An 18,322-nucleotide genomic window follows, 5' to 3' on the forward strand; every position below is an offset into this window, starting at 1 on the left:
GAGGAGGTGACGATGCGGCGCTCCGACGTACTGCCGATCGCCTTCGTCGTGCCGCTGCAGGGCCCGACCGGGATCTACGGACCGTCCTGTCTCGCCTGCGGCCAGCTCGCGGTCGAGCAGCTGAACGCCCGCAACGGCATCGCCGGCCGCCGGGTCGAGCTCGTCCAGGTCGATGCCGGGCGCCCGCCCGAGGATGTGGGGCGGCTCGTCGACGAGGGTCGCGTCGAGGCCGTGGCCGGCTGGCACATCTCCGCGGTCCGGGTCGCGCTGACCCGACGGATCGGCGGGCGGGTCGTGTACGCGTTCGCGGCGATGCATGAGGGCGGCGACGACACGCCCGGCGTGTTCATGCTCGGCGAGCGTCCGGTCAACCAGTTGCTGCCCGCGGCGCACTGGTTGCGCGAGCACCTCGGCGCCCGGCGGTGGGTTGTCGTAGGCAACGACTACGTCTATCCGAGGGTGACCGGCTCGGTGGCCCAGGAGGCCTTGCAGGGAACGGGATCCGAGATCGTGCACTCGGCCTATGTCCCTCTCGGTACGGCGGACTTCCGGGACGTGATCGACGGCCTCCGGGCAACCGACGCGGACGGCGTGATCATGCTCCTGATGGGGCAGGACGCGGTGCATTTCAACCGGCAGTTCGCGGCCGGCGGACTGAGCGAGAAACTGCTCCGGCTGAGCCCGGCGATCGAGGAGAACACGCTGCTCGGCGCGGGATCGGGCGCGAATCACGGCGTCTACGCGGCCGCGGCGTACTTCGACAAGCTCACGACCGTCGAGAGCAGCGAGTTCGCCCAGCAGTACTACGCCCGTTTCGGGGCCTTCGCGCCCGCGCTGAACGCGGTGGGCGAGTCCTGCTACGAGGCGATTCGCTTCCTGGCCCGGCTCGGCGAGATCAGCGGCTCGATCACCATGTCGGCCGCCCTCCCGAGCGGCCACTTCTACGACAGCCCGCGCGGACTGCTGCGCCTCGACGGCAACCTCGTCGACCAGGACGTGTACCTGGCGGTCGCCGACGGCCTCGAATTCCGGATCCAGGAGCAGATCGCCCACACCGCCTAACCGTCATGAACCGCATTGATGGTTAGCTTGGGGGATGGACGTGAAGGAGCGGTTCAGCTGGGAAGGCCGATCGATCGCATGGGGACGGGCGGGCAGCGGTCCGCCGCTGGTGTTCTGCCACGGGACACCGTTCTCGTCGCGGGTGTGGTCGCGGTACGCCGATGCGCTGAGCGCCGACTTCACCGTGTATCTGTGGGACATGCCGGGGTACGGCGAGTCCTCGAAGGACCCCGAACACGCGGTCGACTTCGGCACGCAGGCGAAGGCGTTCGCGGCGTTGCTCGAGCACTGGGAGTTGGAGCGGCCGCGGGTCGTGGCGCACGACTTCGGCGGTGCCGTCTCGTTGCTAGCAACGCTAGCCGAGGGTGCGGCGTACGAGTCGTTGATGCTGGTCGACGTGGTAGCGATCCCGCCGAGCGGGTCGGCGTTCTTCCAGTTCGTGAAGCGCCACCCGACGACGCTCGACGAGCTGCCGGCGTACATCCACGAGGCGATCCTGCGGGCGTACGTGAGCGCGGCGAGTCATCGCGGGCTGCGGGACGAGGAGCTAGCAGCGCTAGTTTCTCCGTGGTGCTCGGAGGTGGGGCAGCCGGCGTTCTATCGGCAGATCGCGCAGTACGACAAGGAGTTCCTGGTCCAGAACGAGCGGACGATCGGCAACCTCACGATCCCCGTGAAGGTGGTCTGGGGGAGCGAGGACGCATGGATCCCGTCCGCGACCGGGCGCCGGCTGGCCGGGCTGATCCCGGGGGCGACGTACGTCGAAGTACCGGACGCCGGCCACCTGATGCAGTACGACGCCCCGGTCGCGCTGGCGACGGAGCTGCGCAAGTGGCTGTATTTATGACCATGTGTCGAGCCTCTTTTCACAGGTGACGAGATCTGCGGTGGTGGTCGGTGGCGGGATCGTGGGGCTGGCTGTGGCGCGAAGCCTGCAGCGGCTCGATCCCGGTACGCCGGTCGTCGTACTGGAGAAGGAGCCGGCCGTCGGGGCGCACCAGACCGGGCACAACTCGGGCGTGGTGCACTCGGGGCTGTACTACCGTCCGGGCTCGCTGAAGGCGCGGTTCGCGGTGGCGGGCGGTACGGCGTTGCGCGAGTACTGCGAGGAGAAGGGCATCCCGCTCGACGTGCCGGGCAAGCTGGTCGTCGCGACAACCGAGGCCGAACTGCCGCAGCTCGATCGCCTGTTCGGGATCGGCCGCGAGAACGGTGTCCCGGTACGTCGGCTGACCCTGGACGAGGTCGCCGAACGCGAACCGCATCTGCGGGTCAAGGGTGCGCTCGCGGTCGACTCGACGGGACGCGTGGACTTCAAGCTCGTCGCCGTCGCGCTCGCCGACGACGTACGGGCGGCAGGCGGCGAGATCCGGACCGGTGTATCCGTCACGGCGGTCGAGAACGCGGGCTCCATCGTGCGCGTGCGGACGACCGACGACGTGATCGAAGCAGACCGCGTGGCCGTGTGCGCGGGCCTGCACAGCGACCGGCTCGCGCGCGCGTCCGGTCTTGAGCCGGGGGTCCGCATTCTCCCGTTCCGCGGCGAGTACAGCGAGCTCGTCCCCGAGCGGGAGTACCTGGTGAAAGGGCTCGTGTATCCGGTGCCCGATCCCGACCTGCCGTTCCTCGGCGTCCACCTGACCCGCGGCATCGATGGCAGCGTCCACCTCGGCCCGAACGCGGTCCCTGCGCTGTCCCGCGAGGGCTACTCATGGTCGAAGATCGTCGTACGGGACGTGTGGGAGTCGGTGACCTACCGCGGTTCCTGGAAGCTCGCGCGCCGGTACGCACGCACCGGCGCGAAGGAGATCGTCCGCTCGCTCGCCGGTCGTGCGTTGGTCCGCGAGGCGCGGCGGATGCTGCCGGAGTTGCAGGTTTCCGACGTACGACGGTCCGGGGCCGGCGTCCGCGCCCAGGCCGTGACCCGCGACGGCAAACTGGTCGACGACTTCCTGTTCCTCCGCGACGGCCGCGCCCTGCACGTACTGAACGCGCCGTCACCCGCCGCCACCGCCTGTCTCGTCATCGGCAACCGCATCGCCGAGGAACTGTCCGCCGACCGAGCCTGAGCACGCCTATCTTGGTCGGCATGACAACGTTCGGGGTGCCAGGGGTGCGGGTGGGGCATTGGAGTGACTTCGAGGGGCGGACCGGCTGCACGGTCGTGGATCTGCCGGCCGGTACCGTCGCGTCGTACGAAGCGCGTGGCGGCGCGCCGGCCTCCCGGGAGCTGGAGCTGCTGGAGCCGGGGAAGGCCGTGAACGCGGTCGACGGCGTCGTCCTGACCGGGGGATCGGCCTTCGGTCTGGCGGCTGCCGATGGCGTCATGCGGTTCTACCGTGAGCAGGGACGCGGCGTGCAGACCCCTGCGGGCGCGGTGCCGATCGTGCCGACACTGGCGCTCTTCGACCTCACCGCGGGCGATCCCGCCGCGGCACCGGACTCCGCCGCCGGGTACGCGGCCGCGCAGGCGTGCACAGCGGAACAGGTCCTCCAGGGCCAGGTGGGGGCAGGGACCGGGGCATACGTCGGTCATTGGCGCGGGCCGGACGGTCGACGGCCCGGCGGGCTCGGGTACGCCGAACATCGTCTTGGTGAGCTCGTGGTTGCCTGCCTCGCCGTGGTGAATGCCTTCGGTGACGTCGACGACGGCGGCAAGGACGTGTCGTTCGACGCGGTACGGATCCTCGCGGAGCCGTTTGCCTTCGGCGAGGGACGCGCGCACACCACGATCGGCATCGTCGTGACGAACGCCCGCCTCGACAAGGTCGGCTGCCGGACCGTTGCCCAGGGCGCCCATGACGGCCTCGCGCGGTCCATCACGCCACCGCACACCCAGTTCGACGGGGACGGGTTCGTCGCCGCGGCGACCGGGCAGGTCGACATGCACGTCGACATCGTCAGGCTGCTCGCCCTCGCCTGCGTCGCCGACGCCGTACGGAGCGTTGGGTCGGCCTGATCGAACCCTCGCGAACTTCACGCCGGCGCAACAGCTGGGCAATCTGGGTCGAGGACGCTTTCAGGTATGGACTCGTTGCGTACGACGCTCACGGGTGGAACCGCCTGTGATGTGTGTGGACGGCTGCCGCATCCCCGGCGGCTCCGGCTGACGCTGGCGAAGCTGGTGGCGATCGCTCCGGTGGAGCTGGCCTCGCATGCGGTGGTGCTCGCTGCGCATCCGCCGTACCTGGTCTCGGTTGCCGTGCTGGCGAGCGTGACGACGGCGCTCGTGATCTGGGTGGTGGAACCGTCGACGATGCGGCTGCTGCGATCCTGGCTGCATGCGCCGAAGGCTCGTCCGCGGCACGGTATCGGAACGCTGTGGCGGATCCGCGTGACACTCGACGATCGGGCGGGAGCACTGGAGAGCGTTACCCGGCAGCTCTCCGTCCTGGACGCGAACATCCTCGGGCTGCACGTTCATCCGATGGACGACGGGGTGCGGGACGAACTGGTCGTCTCGACGCCGGATGACGTCACGGCCACTGACCTGGAGGATGCGATCGAGTCCGGCGGCGGACGCGAGACGCACGTGTGGCCGACGACCGCGTTGGCGTTGGTGGACGGACAGACGAAGGCGTTGAGTCTGTCGGCTCGTGTGGTCGCGGATCCCGGCGAGCTGCCGCATGCCGTCGCCGAGTTGCTCGGCGCTCAGCTGGTCACCAGTCGGGCGACGCTGACGGGTCAGCTTCCCGACGACGGGACGGTGCTGAAGGTTCCTTCGCCGTGGACCGGTCTGTTCGCGTTCAGCCGTCCGGGAGAACCTTTCACCCCGGCCGAGTCCGCTCGCGCACACCGCCTCGCCGAACTGGCGGAAGCCGCCCAAACCATCACCCACTGAGCCCACTGAGCCCACTGAGCCCATTGAGCCGCTGAGCCCACTGAGCCCGCTGAGCCGGTTGGGGCCGCCTCAGGTGCGGTGCGGTGAGGCGGTCGGGAAGGTGATCGGCTGGACGATCTCGATGCGGGTTCCGACGCGCTCGCAGGTAGGGAGGTCGTGGTAGATCTCCCAGCTGTCTCCGGCCGCTATCGCTTCCTCGGTTTCCAGCCAGTCCTGGACCGCGTGGTAGCTGAGCGGGAGTTTCTCGTCCGGGTCGGTGTGCCAGACGGCGAGCACCGGTCCGGCGGGCAGAGAGGACGCTTCGACCTCTTCGCTGTCCGCGATCGGCGTGCCGACCGGGAAGCCGGCTTCGGCCTCGATCTCGCCGCCGGGCAACGGGTGCCAGCGGGCGAACGGGTAGCCGGTCGGAGCGATGCCGTGGTGCCGCAGATGCTCGGCCACCGCGGCACAGGCCGACGGAACCCAGTCCGCCAACTGCTCGGCGACAAGGTGACCCCGCCTTACTGCGGTCAATTCGTCGCTGTGAAATCTCACCTGGGGCATCGGTGCATCACCATCACTCAATGTACGTCGGCAACCGGCACTTGGATACTGAGGGCGACCCGGCCGAGGGCGCGCAGGGCGGCCACGGTTTCCGCGATCCGCTGATGCGAGGCGCTGGAGTGGACGGTCCGGAACAGCTCGTTGCGGTCGTCCTCGAGACCGTCGAGCAGGTGTTCGAACTCGGCGACGACAGAGTCGTACGGCGGCCGTGCGATCAGCAGCGGCAGGATGTGCCCGCGGAAGGCGCCCAGGGTGTGCTGGGCCTCCGCCAGCCGGCGCTCTTCGAGGAACCAACTGTCGGACGAGCTGGTCTCGGCGAGGTTCCTGAGGTCGGCCTCCCAGCGGTCGATCTCCTGGCGCAACGTGGTCATGACTGCTCCTTCAGGAACTCGGCGAGCGGCCGGCGGGCGGTTGCCGAACCGGATCGGTGGTGGCCGAAGCGGATGATCATGTGCGCGTGGCCGGGCAGTCCGGTAAGGCGCTGGACACGGCGGCGCAGGTCGTCGTACTCGAGCGGCTGGTTGAGGAACGAGGCGCTGACACCGTCCCGCGTCGCGGTGAGCAGCACGCGTTCGAGCGCTGCGCCCGCCGCGACCTGGTCGGAAGGCTCGTCGAGGCCGGTCGAGAGTACGGCGAGGTCCGGGTGCTGTTCGAACTGCCGCTCGACCCGCACGCGGTCGGTCGGCCGGGTCCCCATGTCGCGGACAGCCGCCGGATAGGTGGCGGAGCGCGGGCCGAGCGCCGAGCTGGGAATGCCCTCGGCGGTTCGTTCGCCGCCGACCCAGTGGGCGCGTTCGGCGCGGCGGTGCCAGTCGCCGATCTCGCGCAGGTCGGTGTCGAGCACCAGATCGAGGACTTTGTGGACGTCGTCATCGGCGAGCCAGGTGAGCTGGGCGCCCTCGGCGCACGCCGCCTGCATCAGCGAGATCCGCGTCCCCTCGGCCACCGGGGTGGTGTCCGACGGGTTCCGGTCGGTGTGGCGATAGGGGATCTGTACGGCGAGGTCGCGCAGTTCGTCGTTCCGGGTCGCGCTGGGCTCGATCACGATCCGGGCGAGCAGGTCAGGCTCTTCCTTCGGATACGGCGCCAGCCCGAACCAGGTGCCGTACCCGAGGCTCTCGGCCGCGCAGCGGAGGTTGAAGGTGGCGGCGCCGGCGGCGATCCGCATCGCCCGGCCGGTCGGGTCCTCGGCAGGTAGTGTGCGGGACCCGTCCAGGTAGACGTCGATCACGTGACCGTCGATCTCGAACCGCCACGGCTGGGTGTTGTGCATACTCGGCGCGGCGACGGCCGCCGCCAGCAGGACGTCGATGTGCTCTTTGGGCAACTGATCGGTCATGGGATCCACCTCCACCTTCAGCTTCGTCGGAGGAGCATGGGCGGCGATGCGGGCAAGAGTCCCGACCTGATGGGCCGTTCGGCCGACCACGCCAGGAACAGTGGCGACTAGCGGAAGCGCGGACGCCGGCCCCACGGGACCAGGCGCCGGCCGTGGACGGACTCGATTCCGAGCCGGACGAGTTGCGGCTCGGCCATCGGCATCCAGGAATGCAGGGCCAACGTACGACGCAACTCGGCGGCCTCGTCGTCCGTCACCACGGACAGATGCCCGATCGCCGTCACCGTCCACCCGACGTGCCGCTCCGCATCGACCTCGTCGGCCTCGAACGCGACCACGTCGCCACGCTCGGCGGCCCGGAACTTGTCGCCCTGGCCGGTGCTGAACACGATCGTGTCGTCGTCGACGACGAAGTTGACCAGGCGGACCGCCGGCAGACCGCCGTGGGTGTAGACCAGCCGGCCGAGCGGGACCGACGCGAGCAGCCGCACACAGTCCGCCGGCCCGATGATCTCCAGGCGGGATCTGTCGAACTGCCGCGTCGTCCCAAAGGTGTCCACGAGTCAACGGTCCGGCGACTTCGAGCGTGGCAGTAGGGCCGAAAGTCCCGAGCAGGAAGGACACTGTTTCCCGAAAGGGGTGAAGCTTGACGATTCCCGGAGTCGAGACGCTGCGCCGGTATCAGCGGGGCTGGTTGCGGGCCGACGTACTCGCCGGCCTGACGGTCGCGGCGTACTTCGTCCCGCAGGTGATGGCGTATGCGCAGCTCGCTGGTCTGCCGGCGGTGACCGGGTTGTGGGTCGCGCTCGGTCCGTTGGTGCTCTACTTCTTCCTCGGCTCGTCGCGGCTGCTGTCACTCGGTCCGGAGTCGACGACGGCGCTGCTCACAGCCACCGCGATCGGCCCGCTCGCCGCTGGGGACCCGGTGCGGTACGCCGAGTTGGCCGCCGTACTGGCACTGCTGGTCGGAGCGATCTGTCTGCTCGGGTGGGCGGCGCGGCTCGGGTTCCTGGCCGATCTGCTGTCCAAGCCGGTGCTGATCGGCTACCTGGCCGGTATCGCGGTGATCATGATGACCGGCCAGCTGGGACGGCTCACCGGTGCATCCGTCAAAGGTGACTCCCCACCGGCGGAGGTGCTGTCCGCGCTCCGGCTGATCGGTGACTGGAAGGTCGCTCCGGTGATGTTGTCGGTGGCGGCTCTGGCGTTGCTGCTCGCCTTGGCCCGCTGGACGCCTCGGATCCCCGGCCCGCTCGTAGTGGTGGCGCTAGCAGCGCTAGTGACTTGGGCGGCTGATCTGGGCGACAGAGGAGTGGCACTGGTCGGTTCGATTCCCAGCGGTCTGCCCGTGCCGCACGTGCCTGCGCTGTCAGTGCAGGACCTTGGTCTGCTTGTCCTGCCTGCGGTGGGTGTTGCGCTGGTCGGCTACACCGACGTGGTCCTCACCGCCCGCGCCTTCGAGAGCCGCGGCAGTGGCGAGCGCATCGACTCGGGCCGGGAACTGCTCGTACTCGGACTGGCGAACGTTTCGGCGGCCCTTCTGCGCGGCTTCCCGATCAGCAGCAGCGGCAGCCGTACCGCCCTCGCGGACGCCTCCAACGCGAAGAGCCAGGTCTACTCGCTGGTGGCTGCGCTCACCATCGTCGCGACGTTGCTCTTCGCCGGCCCGCTGCTAGAGACGTTCCCGATCCCCGCGCTCGGCGCCCTGGTCGTGTACGCCGCGCTGCGCCTGATCGAACTGGGAGAGTTCCGCCGCATCGCGTCGTTCCGCCGCAGCGAGTTCCTGCTGGCGGTGGCAACGACCGTCGGTGTGGTCGCGCTCGACGTCCTGTACGGCGTACTCGTCGCGGTCGGGCTGTCCGTGCTCGACGTACTACGTCGCGTCGCCCGGCCGCACGACGGGATCCTCGGCTACGTTCCCGGGATCGCGGGGATGCACGACCTCGACGACTACCCGGATGCGGTGCCAGTGCCCGGTCTGGTTGTGTACCGGTACGACTCGCCGTTGTTCTTCGCGAACGCCGAGGACTTCCATCGCCGCGCGCTGGCCGCGGCCGACGAGGCGCCGACGCCGGTGCGCTGGTTCCTGCTGAACACCGAGGCGAACGTGGAGATCGACATCACCGCGCTCGACGCCCTGGACGCCCTGCGCGAGGACCTGAAGTCCCGCGGCATCGTCCTGGCGCTCGCCCGGGTCAAACAAGAACTCCGCGACGACCTGAACAACGCCGGCTTCCTCGACCGCCTGGGCCCCGACCGCGTCTTCTACACCCTCCCCACAGCGGTAGAAGCCTTCCGCAACCAGCCAGCGGACTAACTGCGGACGACGTCGAGTGCCTGCCGGGCGATTTCCCACTCCTCGTTGGTGGGGATGACCAGGACGGCGACCGGGCTGTCCTCGGCGGAGGCGATGTTGTCGGTGGGGTCCGCGTTGCGGATCGGGTCGAGGTGGATCCCCAGGCCTTCCAGGCCGCTGAGGGCGGCGGCGCGCACTTCGGCTGAGTGCTGACCGACACCGGCGGTGAAGACGATCGCGTCGACCCTTCCCAGTACGGCGTAGTACGCGCCGATGTACTTCTTCAAGCGGTAGCAGTAGATGTCGAACGCGAGCTCTGCCCGCTCGTCTCCGGCTGCCCGGCGGCGTGACACCTCGCGGAAGTCGTTCACGCCGGTGAGGCCCTTGAGCCCGGACTCCGAGTTCAGCGCCCGGTCGGTCTCCTCGGCCGACCGGCCCGCGACCCGCGCGAGGAGCCCGTGGATGGCCGGATCGAGATCGCCCGACCGGGTCCCCATCACCAGACCCTCCAACGGCGTCAGCCCCATCGACGTGTCCACGGATCTGCCGGCCTGGACGGCGGTCGCGGAGCAACCGTTGCCGAGGTGCAGCACGATCAGGTTCACGTCCTCGAGCTCACGCCCGAGCAGCGCGGCGGCCTGACCGGACACGAACGAGTGCGACGTGCCGTGGAACCCGTACCTCCGGATGCCGTACTCGTCCAGCCAGGAGCTCGGCACCGCGTAGGTGTAGGCGTACGGCGGCAACGTCTGATGGAACGCCGTGTCGAAGACCGCGACATGCGGCAGGTCCGGCAGCAGCCGCCGCGCGACCTCGATGCCCTCGAGATTCGCGGGATTGTGCAGCGGTGCCAGCGGAACCAGCTCGGTCACCGCCGCGATCAACTCGTCGTCGACCAGCGCAGGCGCCGCGAACCGGTCGCCGCCGTGGACGACTCGGTGCCCGACGGCCACGATGTCCACCTCATCGAGCGCGGGACCATGCGTCTCGAACGCCTGTACGGCGGCCTCCAGCGCCGCCTCGTGATCAGCCACCGCCCGGTCGTCGTTGAACTCGCCGTCGGGCCCGTGGTGCACGTGGTGGCTATGCGCTTCGCCGATCTTCTCGACGAGCCCCGTCGCCGCGGCCTCACCCGACTTCGCTTCGACGAGGCTGTACTTGAGGGAAGACGATCCGGCATTGATCACCAGTACGTGATCACTCATCGCGTTCCGCCTTCCTGGGCCTGGATCGCTGTGATCGCGACTGTGTTGATGATGTCCCGGACGGTCGCGCCGCGGGACAGGTCGTTGACCGGTTTGCGCAGGCCCTGCAGGACCGGGCCGACCGCGACGGCGTTCGCCGAGCGCTGCACTGCCTTGTACGTGTTGTTGCCGGTGTTGAGGTCCGGGAACACGAACACCGTGGCCCGTCCGGCAACGGGGGAGTCCGGCAGCTTCGTCCGTGCCACGGCGCTGTCGATGGCGGCGTCGTACTGGATCGGGCCCTCGACCGGCAGCTGCGGTGCGCGTTCGCGGACGATGTTCGTTGCCTTGGACACCTTTTCCACGTCGGTGCCGGCGCCGGACGTGCCGGTCGAGTAGGACAGCATCGCGACCCGGGGCTCGACCCCGAAGGCGGTCGCGGTCGCGGCGGACGAGATCGCGATGTCGGCGAGCTGTTCGGCCGTCGGGTCCGGGTTCACCGCGCAGTCGCCGTACACCAGGACCTGGTTCTGCAGGCACATGAAGAACACCGACGAGACGACCGAGACGTCCGGGACGGTCTTCACCACCTCGAGCGCCGGCCGGATGGTATGCGCGGTGGTGTGGACGGCGCCTGACACCATCCCGTCCGCGAGCCCGAGCTGCACCATCATCGTGCCGAAGTACGACACGTCCCGGACCAGTTCGCGCGCCCGGTCGAGATCGACGCCGCGATGCTGCCGTAGCCGGTGGTACTCGGCGGCGAACTGCTCGGTCAACTCACTGCTCTCGGGATGTACGACGTGCGCCGCGGTCACGTCGACGCCGAGCCCCGCGGCCTTCGCGCTGATCGTGGTCGGATCGCCGAGCAGGGTGAGATCGGCGACGCCCCGCCGCAGCAGTACGTCGGCTGCGCGCAGGATCCGCTCCTCCTCGCCCTCCGGTAGCACGATGTGCTTGCGGTCGGAGACCGCCCGGTCGACCAGTTGATGCTCGAACATGAGCGGTGTCACCGCGCTGCTGCGGGCGAGCGCGAGCTGGTCGAGGAGCGCCGTACCGTCGACGTACTGGTCGAAGAGTGCCAGGGCCGTGTCGATCTTGCGTGGCGCGTCCTTAGTGAGCCGCCCGCGGACCGCGGTGAGCTTGGCGGAAGTGGCCTGCGTACCGAGATCGGTCTCGATGATCGGCAACGTGACACCGAGTCCCTCGATCAGTCGTTGCACCTGGCTCGGGAGTTCGAAGCCGCCGTTGAGCACGATGGCCGCGATCTGCGGGAAGGTCCGGGACGCGTGCGCCATCAGGACGCCGAGCACGACCTCCGGGCGATCGCCGGCGGTCACGACCGCGGCGCCGTCGAACAGCCGGTCCAGCACGTTCGGCATCGTCATCCCGGCGATCATCAGCCCGGTGACCTCGCGGGTCAGGAGCTCCGGGTCGCCGCTCAGGAGCCGGCCGTCGATCGGGGCCATCAGGTCCGCGACCAGCGGCTGGTTCAGCACCGGCTCCTCGGGGATGGCGAACGCCGGCGCGCCGATTCCGTCGAGCGCCGCGACGAGGGACTTGCCTTCGCCGTCGTCCACCCGGTTGGCGATCACGGCGAACAGCGAGCCGTGGTTCGCGGCGAGCTCGGCCACGGCCATGTCGGCGATCGCCCGGACGTCGTGCGGCGTCCGGCCGAACCCGTTCAGCACGAGCAGCACCGGCGCGCCGAGGTTCGCGGCGATCTTCGCGTTGAACGAGAACTCGGTCGGCGTGCCGACATCGGTGTAGTCGCTGCCGACGATCAGCACCGCGTCAGCGTGCTCGGCGACCGCGTGATAGCGCTGGACGATGGTGTCCAGGGCCGCGTCGGGATCCTCGTGCACCTCGTCGTACGTGACCCCGACGCCGTCGTCGTACGACTGCTCGACCGCGTCCTGCGAGATCAGCAGCTCGAGAACGTAGTCCCGTCCGCCGTGTGTCGCGGTGTCCGCGCGGACGATCGGCCGGAACACCGCCACCCGCCCGACTCGCCGGGACAACTGGTGAAGCACCCCGAGAGCCACCGTCGACTTCCCGGTCGTGCCCTCCACCGAAGCAACGTAGACACTGCTACCCATACTGCGAACCTTAGAGGGTGCCTGAGAACCCTCTACGGAACCGCAGGTCGCGTCAAGGCGTGCAGGTGGTCGATCATGGTGTCGACCGCGATGCGCAGCGGCGCAGGGTCGCGATTCACCTGGCTCAGCAGCAGCCCGCCCTGCACCGCCGCGAGCATCGCGACGGCGAGGTTCCCCGGGTCGGCGTCGGCGGCCAGCTCGCCACGTTCCTGCATGTCGCTCAGGCCCTCACGGATGAGGCCCTGCCAGCGCGCGAATGCGGCGGCGAGCTGGGTGCGGGCGACCGGGTCGCTGTCCGAGAGGTCGCTCGCCAGCGAGCCGAGCGGGCAGCCGCCGACGCACTGCATCTCGGTGAGGATGCCGACCATCACGTCCCGCCACCGGCCGAGCGAGTCGATCGTGTCGAGCCGCTCCAGACAGCCTTGCTGTACGTCGAGCGCCTGCGTCGCCTGGTGATCGACGACGGCCGAGACCAGCGCGTCCTTGCCGGGGAAGTAGTGGTACAGCTGCGACGGGCTGACGCCGGCCGCCGTTTGGATGTCCTCGATCGTGGTGCGCGCGACGCCGTACTCGAGCATCAGCCGCGCCGCGGCCACGACGATCCGGTCCCGGGTCGCCTGCCCTTTCCTGGTCAGCTGCCGTGCGATCTCCGTCATGCCACCCACCGTACGGATTTTGGAGTTGATACTCCAATTTCGTCGGCGAACTATCGGTGGCAACGACTCCAACTAGTGGATGGACGGAACCGATATGACGCAGGACTTCGCCGGGCGGACCGCACTCGTGACCGGCGGCAACAGTGGGATCGGCCGCGCCGTGGCCGGGCAGCTCGCGCGGCGCGGCGCGCACGTGGTGATCAGCGGCCGGGACGTTGTCCGGGGGAGCAGGGCGGTCGAGGAGATCCGGGCCGACGGCGGTAGGGCGGACTTCGTCCAGGCGGATCTGGCCGACCTGGCGAGTGTGCGGTCGCTGGCCAAGCAGGCGATCGACCTCGGGCAGGTCGACGTACTGATCAACAACGCCGGAATCTTCCCGTTCGGGCCGACCGCCGAGGTGCCGGAATCGGACTTCGACGCGGTGTACGCAGTCAACGTACGGGCGCCGTTCTACCTGGTCGCCGAGCTCGCTCCGCTGATGGCGGCGCGCGGAGCGGGCGCGATCGTCAACGTGACCACGATCGTCGCGTACGTCGGGATGGCCGGAATGGCGGCGTACGGCTCGAGCAAGGCGGCTGTCGAGCTGCTGACCCGGGCCTGGGCGGCCGAGTTCGGGCCGGCCGGCGTCCGGGTGAACGCGGTCAGCCCGGGGCCGATCCGCACCGAAGGCACCGCGGTCATGGGCGAGAACCTCGACAACCTGGCGGCCACGACGCCCCTGCAGCGCGTCGGTGCCCCGGACGAGGTGGCCGAAGGCATCGTCTTCCTCGCCTCCGACGCAGCCTCCCTGGTCCACGGCGCCACCCTCCCCATCGACGGCGGTCGCCTGGCGGTCTGACGGGCCGCGTCACGATCGTTCCCTCGGGAGTCACGCCGTACGGGTGTCCAACGAAGTTGAACGAGTGGAGGAGGACACCATGCCGAGTGCGAACCTGGCTGCCACGCCGGTGGCGGTCGAGATTCCCGAGTTGACCGGAAGGTACGCCGCGGTGGGCGATTACACCGTCGCGTTCGAGAGCTACCCCCGTGATGTGGACCCGGCGCCGTACTTCGCCGGACTGCCCGACGACCGCTGCCAGTGCCCGCACTGGGGCGTGGTCACGGCGGGGGAGATCACCTTCCGCTGGGACGACCACAGCGAGACGTTCCGGGCCGGCGACGCGTACTACGCCGGACCGGGCCATCTCCCGCTGCTCACGGCGGGGACGAGCATCGTGGAGTTCAGTCCGACAGCGGAACTGGACAAGACGATGGCCGTCGTCGGGGCGAACCTGGAGCGGGCATGAGGACCGTCGCCGCCGAGGTCGACGTGTCGGTGGCGCGCGTGGTGGAGTGGCTCGAGACCGGCGTGGCGCCGGACCGGACGTTCGCGGCGGACTGCTTCGCCGACGTGAGCCTGCCGCACTGGCGGGTGCAGTTCGCCACCGGCGCTGCGACGATCGAGGGCCGTCGTCGGTGGCATCCGTACCCGGGCGTGGTCCGGGTCGAGCGGGTCGATCGGACCGAGCATGGGTTCGTGATGGCGTTCGAGGAGCGATGGCGGCACGAGGAACAGAATTGGTACTGCCGCGAACAGCTCACCGCCGACATCGACGAGGCCGGTGAGATCACCGAGCTGAGGGTCTACTGCACCGGAGACTGGGACGAGGCGAGGCAGGCCGAGCACGCCGCCGAGGTGACGCTGATCCGGTCGTGAACGCCGTACCGTGATGGTGTGACGAGCCGGCGGGAGACCGAGCTGGCGGCGCGGACCCGGGTGGTTCTCGATGCCGCGGCCGGGCACGTCTTCGGCACCGAACCGGGGCGGCTCGCGGCCGAGCTGTACGACGTACTCGTCCGCACGACCGACGACGCCGGCCGGGCCCGGGTCGCTGCGGCGCTGGCCCGCTGCTGGGCATACGGCGGGCACGCGGACCGGGCCGCGTCGTTCGCGGACGAGGCGTTGGCGCATGCGGAACAGGCCGGTGACCCGGAGCTGATCGCGGACTGTCTGGATGCGGTGCTCGCGGCTCACTGGGGACCGGACGAACTGACGCTTCGGGAGGTGACAGCCGCGCAGCTGGACGAGGTGTCCGCTCACGTACTCGATTCCGAGGCGCGGCTGCGCGGCCATCTCTGGAGCTTGCAGGTCGGCTGGGAGACCCTGCGAGTGCAGGTGATCCAGAGCCAGTTGCGCGCCTTGGAGTTGCTGGCGGCCGAGTCGCCCAGAGCCCGGTTCTTCGCGGCATCCCGGCGGTGGATGTACGACCACGTCCGCGGCGTCGACACCAGTGCGCTGATCGAGGTCGCGGAAGGTGCTGCCGCAGAGGCCGGACTGGCCGACGCGTGGATGGTCGCGAAGGTGATGCGTGCGTATACCGCGCTGCACGCCGGCGAGGCCGACTCCGCTGCCGAGACCGCGGAGCTGATGGAACAGTTCGCACGCTCCGAGGGAGTCGTAGAGGTCGCCACCGAAGCCGCGTCGCTCTGGGCGCTGCTCGGTCGTCACGATCGCGCCCGGGCCCTGCTCGAACAGCTCGGCCCGGACGTGCTGGAGTCGCTGCCCCGCGATTTGAACTACCTCCTCAACCTGCACTGCGTACTCGAGGCGGCACTCGCGGTCGGCGACGAGCAGATCGTCGGTACGGCGACTCGCCTGCTCACGCCGTACGAGAACCGGGCCGTGCTGAATGCCGGAGCCGTCTACTTCCACGGCGTCACCGACGACTCCCTGGCCCGAGCCGCCGCCTTCACGGGCGACCATGCCCGCGCCGACCAGCTACGAGCCACAGCCCTGGCGACCTACCGCCGCCTCGGAGCGACGTGGTGGCAGAACCGCCTGCAGTCCGCATGCGACCCGACCACGCCGGCATCGACCGAGACCGTCGTACATTTCCGGCCGGTTGGCGACGGGTTGTGGTTGATCGGGTCGGAGGCTCGCCCGCTGCGGGCGCTCCGCGGCTTCGAGTACCTGCACCGGCTTCTGGCTCAGCCGGGTCGGCCGGTGTCGGCGATCGATCTCGTCACCGACGGCACAGCCACGGTGATTCAGCCGGACACCGGCCCGCAGCTCGATCGTCAGGCGGCCACGGCGTACCGGCATCGGCTGTCGGACCTCGCCGCCGAACTGGCCGAGGTCGCCGACTGGGCCGACCTGGCGCGCGTCGAGTCCCTCACCGCGGAACGTGAAGCCCTCCTTGCCGAGCTCACCTCGGCCGTCGGTCTCACAGGCCGCCCGCGCGCGACCGGCTCCACCGCCGAACGCGCCCGGGTAGCCGCCACCAAGGCGATCGCCACCGCCATCGCCCGCATCGAATCGGTGGACCCGCCCCTGGCCACCCACCTGCGCGACGCCATCCGCACCGGCACGACGTGCTCGTACCGGCCGCGCCCGTCCGATCACCTGACCTGGCAACTGTCCGGCTAGCGGCTCCCCGCCGGCGTTAACCGGTGGCGACGCGCAGTGGGTGGGTCGGGTCAGGCGGCGGGTGGGGTGAAGACGCCGAACTGGTTGCCGGACGGGTCGCGGAGGTAGGCGAACGCCGGGGTGGCGTCGAGGCGCTTGTTGATCACGGTGCCGCCGAGCTGTTCGGCGTCGGCGCAGGTGGCTTCGATGTCGGCGACCAGGATGTAGAACACTGCGTGGCTCGGCAGTTGCCCGTTGGTGCCGAAGATGCCGCCCATCGGCCGGTCGGCGCCGGAGGCCTTGATGTTGCGGTACTCGAGGCCGGTGGCGGCCAGGGCGCCGTCGGACTCGAAGGTCCAGTCGAACAGGCTGCCGTAGAACTTCTGGGTGGTCTCGGGGTCGTCGGTCGCGACCTCGAACCAGGCCAGCGTGCCAGGGGCCGGAGTACTCATCGATCTCTCTCTTTCATCCGAGGACTTCCTGTGTGCAACGGACCCCACGGTTTCAGCGGTTCGCGACAGCCCTATGTCGGAGTTGGGAAGAGATCTTCGGGACGCAGCGCGGCGTGCGGCAGCTTGGTTTCGTAACCGTCCACCTCCAGGTCGCCGGTCGCGAGCGGCCGCGACGGTGGTGTCGCGGTGCGTTCGGCGCGGGTGATCCGATCCATCCGGAACACCCTGTCCTCCTGACGCAGATGACACCAGGCGGTCAGGTAGGAGCCGTTCGGGCCGACGACGACGTGCTGCGGCTCGACCTCCCGCTCGGTCCCGACACCGCCGACGTCGGTGTACTCGATCCGCAGCACGTGGTTGTCGCGCACCGCGCGCCAGATCCGCTCCGCGATCTCACCGTCCGGATCAGGCACCGGCCGCACCAGGAGCCGCACCTTCGCCGCCGCCGTCCGCGCCTCGTCGAGATCCCGCTGCGGCATCGCGGCCACGATCTTCTGCAGCGCGGTCCGGGCGTCGCGTGCGAACAGCACGTGGTTGCCGCGGCTCAACGCCACCGCGACCGCCATCGCCTCCCGCGCGGTGAAGTTCAGCGGCGGGAGGCTCATCGACCGGTCCACCGAGTACCCGCCCGTGCGTCCCTGTTTCGTCGCCAGCGGTACGCCGGCCTGCCCGAGAGCGCTGAGATCACGCTCGATGGTCCGTACGCTCACCTCGAAACGCGCCGCCAGTTGCCGCGCCGTACGCCCCCGAGGACCCGCCGCCCGCAACTCCTCGGCGAGCGCATACAGCCGATCGATCCGGTTCATGATCGGCACGCTAGCCGCGCCCACGGACAATTCAGTTACTGAGGGAGTTCGGCACCGGTGCGCTCGGCGAGCATGTACGTGGCGTACCAGGTCGGCCAGTTCTCGTCGGCCTGGCCGGTGCGGGCCTCGTGCTCGCCGTGGGCGGCCGCGGCGCGCCGGAGGGCCGCTTCGAGGTCGTCGACGGAGGTGTACGTCGCGTCGTCAACGCGCCCGGGCAGCCGCTTGGTGACTTCCTGCAACAGCCAGGTGTTGCCGTCGGGGTCACTGAACGTCGCGAACGACCCATAGCTCGACCGCTCGTCTGCCGGCCCGCTCACCCGACCGCCGGTGTCGCCGGCCTCGAACTGTGCGCCGGGAGCAGCCGGGTGGAAGACCTCGCTGACCTTGGCCCCTTGCGCCAGAAGTTCCGACCGCGCCGCCTCCACATCGGTCACCACCAGGTAGAGCCCTTGCGCAGTCCCCGGCTCTGCCGAGGTGATCTTCGTGCCGAACTGGACCGAAGCGGGGGAGCCCGGCGGGGTGAACTGCACGACCCGGAACCCGTTGTCGAACGCGAAGTCCGCGTCCAGCCGCCAGCCGAGGCCGCTGTAGAACTCCTTCGACCGATCGGCGTCCGCGACCGGGACGACAACGGCTTCCAGCTTCAGGTCGGTGCTCAT

The 18,322-nt window shown here is 69.6% G+C and carries 20 protein-coding genes; 10 read left to right on the top strand and 10 right to left on the bottom strand.

Annotated features, from left to right (window positions below):
• Positions 1-12: 12 nt before the first annotated feature.
• The 5 genes from EV651_RS33190 (at position 13) to EV651_RS33210 (ending at position 4,903) form a co-directional block, all read left to right on the top strand.
• On the top strand, positions 13-1,062 hold the full coding sequence (locus tag EV651_RS33190; protein ID WP_133789222.1) for a substrate-binding domain-containing protein: 1,050 nt from the start codon (positions 13-15) through the stop codon (positions 1,060-1,062).
• Positions 1,063-1,096: 34 nt separating this feature from the next.
• Complete coding sequence (locus EV651_RS33195) at positions 1,097-1,909, top strand: alpha/beta fold hydrolase (protein WP_133789223.1); 813 nt, start codon at positions 1,097-1,099, stop codon at positions 1,907-1,909.
• A gap of 25 nt (positions 1,910-1,934) precedes the next feature.
• On the top strand, positions 1,935-3,131 hold the full coding sequence (gene lhgO / locus EV651_RS33200; protein WP_133789224.1) for an L-2-hydroxyglutarate oxidase: 1,197 nt from the start codon (positions 1,935-1,937) through the stop codon (positions 3,129-3,131).
• A 20-nt stretch (positions 3,132-3,151) separates the two neighbouring features.
• Positions 3,152-4,021 carry a P1 family peptidase gene (locus EV651_RS33205; RefSeq protein ID WP_133789225.1) on the top strand — a complete coding sequence of 290 codons (870 nt, stop codon included), beginning with the start codon at positions 3,152-3,154 and terminating at the stop codon, positions 4,019-4,021.
• A gap of 66 nt (positions 4,022-4,087) precedes the next feature.
• Positions 4,088-4,903, top strand: a complete 816-nt coding sequence (locus tag EV651_RS33210; protein WP_166658875.1) for an amino acid-binding protein — start codon at positions 4,088-4,090, stop codon at positions 4,901-4,903.
• 69 nt (positions 4,904-4,972) lie between these two features.
• Here the strand turns inward: EV651_RS33210 and EV651_RS33215 are convergent, their stop codons facing one another.
• The 4 genes from EV651_RS33215 to EV651_RS33230 form a co-directional block, all read right to left on the bottom strand.
• Positions 4,973-5,416: a GyrI-like domain-containing protein gene (locus EV651_RS33215; protein WP_133789226.1), complete on the bottom strand. Its 444-nt coding sequence runs from the start codon at positions 5,414-5,416 to the stop codon at positions 4,973-4,975.
• 47 nt (positions 5,417-5,463) lie between these two features.
• Positions 5,464-5,817 carry a hypothetical protein gene (locus tag EV651_RS33220; RefSeq protein ID WP_133789227.1) on the bottom strand — a complete coding sequence of 118 codons (354 nt, stop codon included), beginning with the start codon at positions 5,815-5,817 and terminating at the stop codon, positions 5,464-5,466.
• Positions 5,814-6,785 (bottom strand): nitroreductase family protein, encoded by a 972-nt coding sequence (locus EV651_RS33225; protein ID WP_133789228.1) that lies wholly within the window; start codon positions 6,783-6,785, stop codon positions 5,814-5,816. Before EV651_RS33225 ends, EV651_RS33220 begins: the two co-directional genes overlap by 4 nt.
• 107 nt (positions 6,786-6,892) lie before the next feature.
• A complete protein-coding gene (locus EV651_RS33230; RefSeq protein WP_133789229.1) occupies positions 6,893-7,345 on the bottom strand; it encodes a pyridoxamine 5'-phosphate oxidase family protein in 453 nt (150 codons plus the stop codon).
• An 86-nt stretch (positions 7,346-7,431) separates the two neighbouring features.
• Here EV651_RS33230 and EV651_RS33235 point away from each other — a divergent pair, with 86 nt between their 5' ends.
• Positions 7,432-9,102 carry a SulP family inorganic anion transporter gene (locus tag EV651_RS33235; RefSeq protein WP_202870624.1) on the top strand — a complete coding sequence of 557 codons (1,671 nt, stop codon included), beginning with the start codon at positions 7,432-7,434 and terminating at the stop codon, positions 9,100-9,102.
• On the opposite strand, the gene EV651_RS33240 is transcribed toward EV651_RS33235, so the two are convergent.
• The 3 genes from EV651_RS33240 to EV651_RS33250 are packed head-to-tail and all read right to left on the bottom strand — an operon-like array spanning position 9,099 to position 13,020.
• Complete coding sequence (locus EV651_RS33240) at positions 9,099-10,286, bottom strand: acetate/propionate family kinase (protein ID WP_133789230.1); 1,188 nt, start codon at positions 10,284-10,286, stop codon at positions 9,099-9,101. The two genes, EV651_RS33235 and EV651_RS33240, sit on opposite strands and share 4 nt — an antisense overlap.
• Complete coding sequence (pta, locus tag EV651_RS33245; protein WP_133789231.1) at positions 10,283-12,364, bottom strand: phosphate acetyltransferase; 2,082 nt, start codon at positions 12,362-12,364, stop codon at positions 10,283-10,285. The genes EV651_RS33240 and pta overlap by 4 nt, the downstream gene beginning before the upstream one ends.
• Before the next feature lie 32 nt (positions 12,365-12,396).
• Positions 12,397-13,020: a TetR/AcrR family transcriptional regulator gene (locus EV651_RS33250; protein ID WP_133789232.1), complete on the bottom strand. Its 624-nt coding sequence runs from the start codon at positions 13,018-13,020 to the stop codon at positions 12,397-12,399.
• A gap of 79 nt (positions 13,021-13,099) precedes the next feature.
• Here EV651_RS33250 and EV651_RS33255 point away from each other — a divergent pair, with 79 nt between their 5' ends.
• The 4 genes from EV651_RS33255 to EV651_RS33270 all read left to right on the top strand — a co-directional run bounded on the left by EV651_RS33255 (position 13,100) and on the right by EV651_RS33270 (position 16,426).
• Complete coding sequence (locus EV651_RS33255) at positions 13,100-13,858, top strand: SDR family NAD(P)-dependent oxidoreductase (RefSeq protein WP_238157349.1); 759 nt, start codon at positions 13,100-13,102, stop codon at positions 13,856-13,858.
• 79 nt (positions 13,859-13,937) lie between these two features.
• Positions 13,938-14,306 (top strand): cupin domain-containing protein, encoded by a 369-nt coding sequence (locus EV651_RS33260; protein ID WP_133789233.1) that lies wholly within the window; start codon positions 13,938-13,940, stop codon positions 14,304-14,306.
• On the top strand, positions 14,303-14,716 hold the full coding sequence (locus tag EV651_RS33265) for a hypothetical protein (protein ID WP_133789234.1): 414 nt from the start codon (positions 14,303-14,305) through the stop codon (positions 14,714-14,716). Before EV651_RS33260 ends, EV651_RS33265 begins: the two co-directional genes overlap by 4 nt.
• An 18-nt stretch (positions 14,717-14,734) precedes the next feature.
• Positions 14,735-16,426, top strand: a complete 1,692-nt coding sequence (locus EV651_RS33270) for a hypothetical protein (protein ID WP_133789235.1) — start codon at positions 14,735-14,737, stop codon at positions 16,424-16,426.
• Between the two features lie 50 nt (positions 16,427-16,476).
• Here the strand turns inward: EV651_RS33270 and EV651_RS33275 are convergent, their stop codons facing one another.
• From EV651_RS33275 to EV651_RS33285, 3 genes are all read right to left on the bottom strand, one after another.
• Positions 16,477-16,857, bottom strand: a complete 381-nt coding sequence (locus EV651_RS33275; protein WP_133789236.1) for a VOC family protein — start codon at positions 16,855-16,857, stop codon at positions 16,477-16,479.
• Between the two features lie 71 nt (positions 16,858-16,928).
• Positions 16,929-17,663 carry a YafY family protein gene (locus EV651_RS33280; RefSeq protein WP_133789237.1) on the bottom strand — a complete coding sequence of 245 codons (735 nt, stop codon included), beginning with the start codon at positions 17,661-17,663 and terminating at the stop codon, positions 16,929-16,931.
• Positions 17,664-17,698: 35 nt separating this feature from the next.
• Positions 17,699-18,322, bottom strand: a complete 624-nt coding sequence (locus tag EV651_RS33285) for a VOC family protein (RefSeq protein ID WP_133789238.1) — start codon at positions 18,320-18,322, stop codon at positions 17,699-17,701.

The sequence above is a fragment of the Kribbella sp. VKM Ac-2571 genome, from assembly GCF_004362255.1.
Taxonomy (GTDB): domain Bacteria; phylum Actinomycetota; class Actinomycetes; order Propionibacteriales; family Kribbellaceae; genus Kribbella; species Kribbella pratensis.

Excerpts from the sequence above, each read along its gene's own strand:
- pta (WP_133789231.1), bottom strand. The coding sequence starts at position 12,364 with ATGGGTAGCAGTGTCTACGTTGCTTCGGTGGAGGGCACGACCGGGAAG.
- EV651_RS33220 (WP_133789227.1), bottom strand. The coding sequence starts at position 5,817 with ATGACCACGTTGCGCCAGGAGATCGACCGCTGGGAGGCCGACCTCAGG.
- EV651_RS33275 (WP_133789236.1), bottom strand. The coding sequence starts at position 16,857 with ATGAGTACTCCGGCCCCTGGCACGCTGGCCTGGTTCGAGGTCGCGACC.
- EV651_RS33285 (WP_133789238.1), bottom strand. The coding sequence starts at position 18,322 with ATGAGCACCGACCTGAAGCTGGAAGCCGTTGTCGTCCCGGTCGCGGAC.
- EV651_RS33260 (WP_133789233.1), top strand. The coding sequence starts at position 13,938 with ATGCCGAGTGCGAACCTGGCTGCCACGCCGGTGGCGGTCGAGATTCCC.
- EV651_RS33255 (WP_238157349.1), top strand. The coding sequence starts at position 13,100 with ATGGACGGAACCGATATGACGCAGGACTTCGCCGGGCGGACCGCACTC.
- EV651_RS33265 (WP_133789234.1), top strand. The coding sequence starts at position 14,303 with ATGAGGACCGTCGCCGCCGAGGTCGACGTGTCGGTGGCGCGCGTGGTG.
- EV651_RS33190 (WP_133789222.1), top strand. The coding sequence starts at position 13 with ATGCGGCGCTCCGACGTACTGCCGATCGCCTTCGTCGTGCCGCTGCAG.
- EV651_RS33205 (WP_133789225.1), top strand. The coding sequence starts at position 3,152 with ATGACAACGTTCGGGGTGCCAGGGGTGCGGGTGGGGCATTGGAGTGAC.
- EV651_RS33195 (WP_133789223.1), top strand. The coding sequence starts at position 1,097 with ATGGACGTGAAGGAGCGGTTCAGCTGGGAAGGCCGATCGATCGCATGG.
- EV651_RS33210 (WP_166658875.1), top strand. The coding sequence starts at position 4,088 with ATGGACTCGTTGCGTACGACGCTCACGGGTGGAACCGCCTGTGATGTG.
- EV651_RS33225 (WP_133789228.1), bottom strand. The coding sequence starts at position 6,785 with ATGACCGATCAGTTGCCCAAAGAGCACATCGACGTCCTGCTGGCGGCG.
- EV651_RS33240 (WP_133789230.1), bottom strand. The coding sequence starts at position 10,286 with ATGAGTGATCACGTACTGGTGATCAATGCCGGATCGTCTTCCCTCAAG.
- EV651_RS33280 (WP_133789237.1), bottom strand. The coding sequence starts at position 17,663 with ATGAACCGGATCGATCGGCTGTATGCGCTCGCCGAGGAGTTGCGGGCG.
- EV651_RS33250 (WP_133789232.1), bottom strand. The coding sequence starts at position 13,020 with ATGACGGAGATCGCACGGCAGCTGACCAGGAAAGGGCAGGCGACCCGG.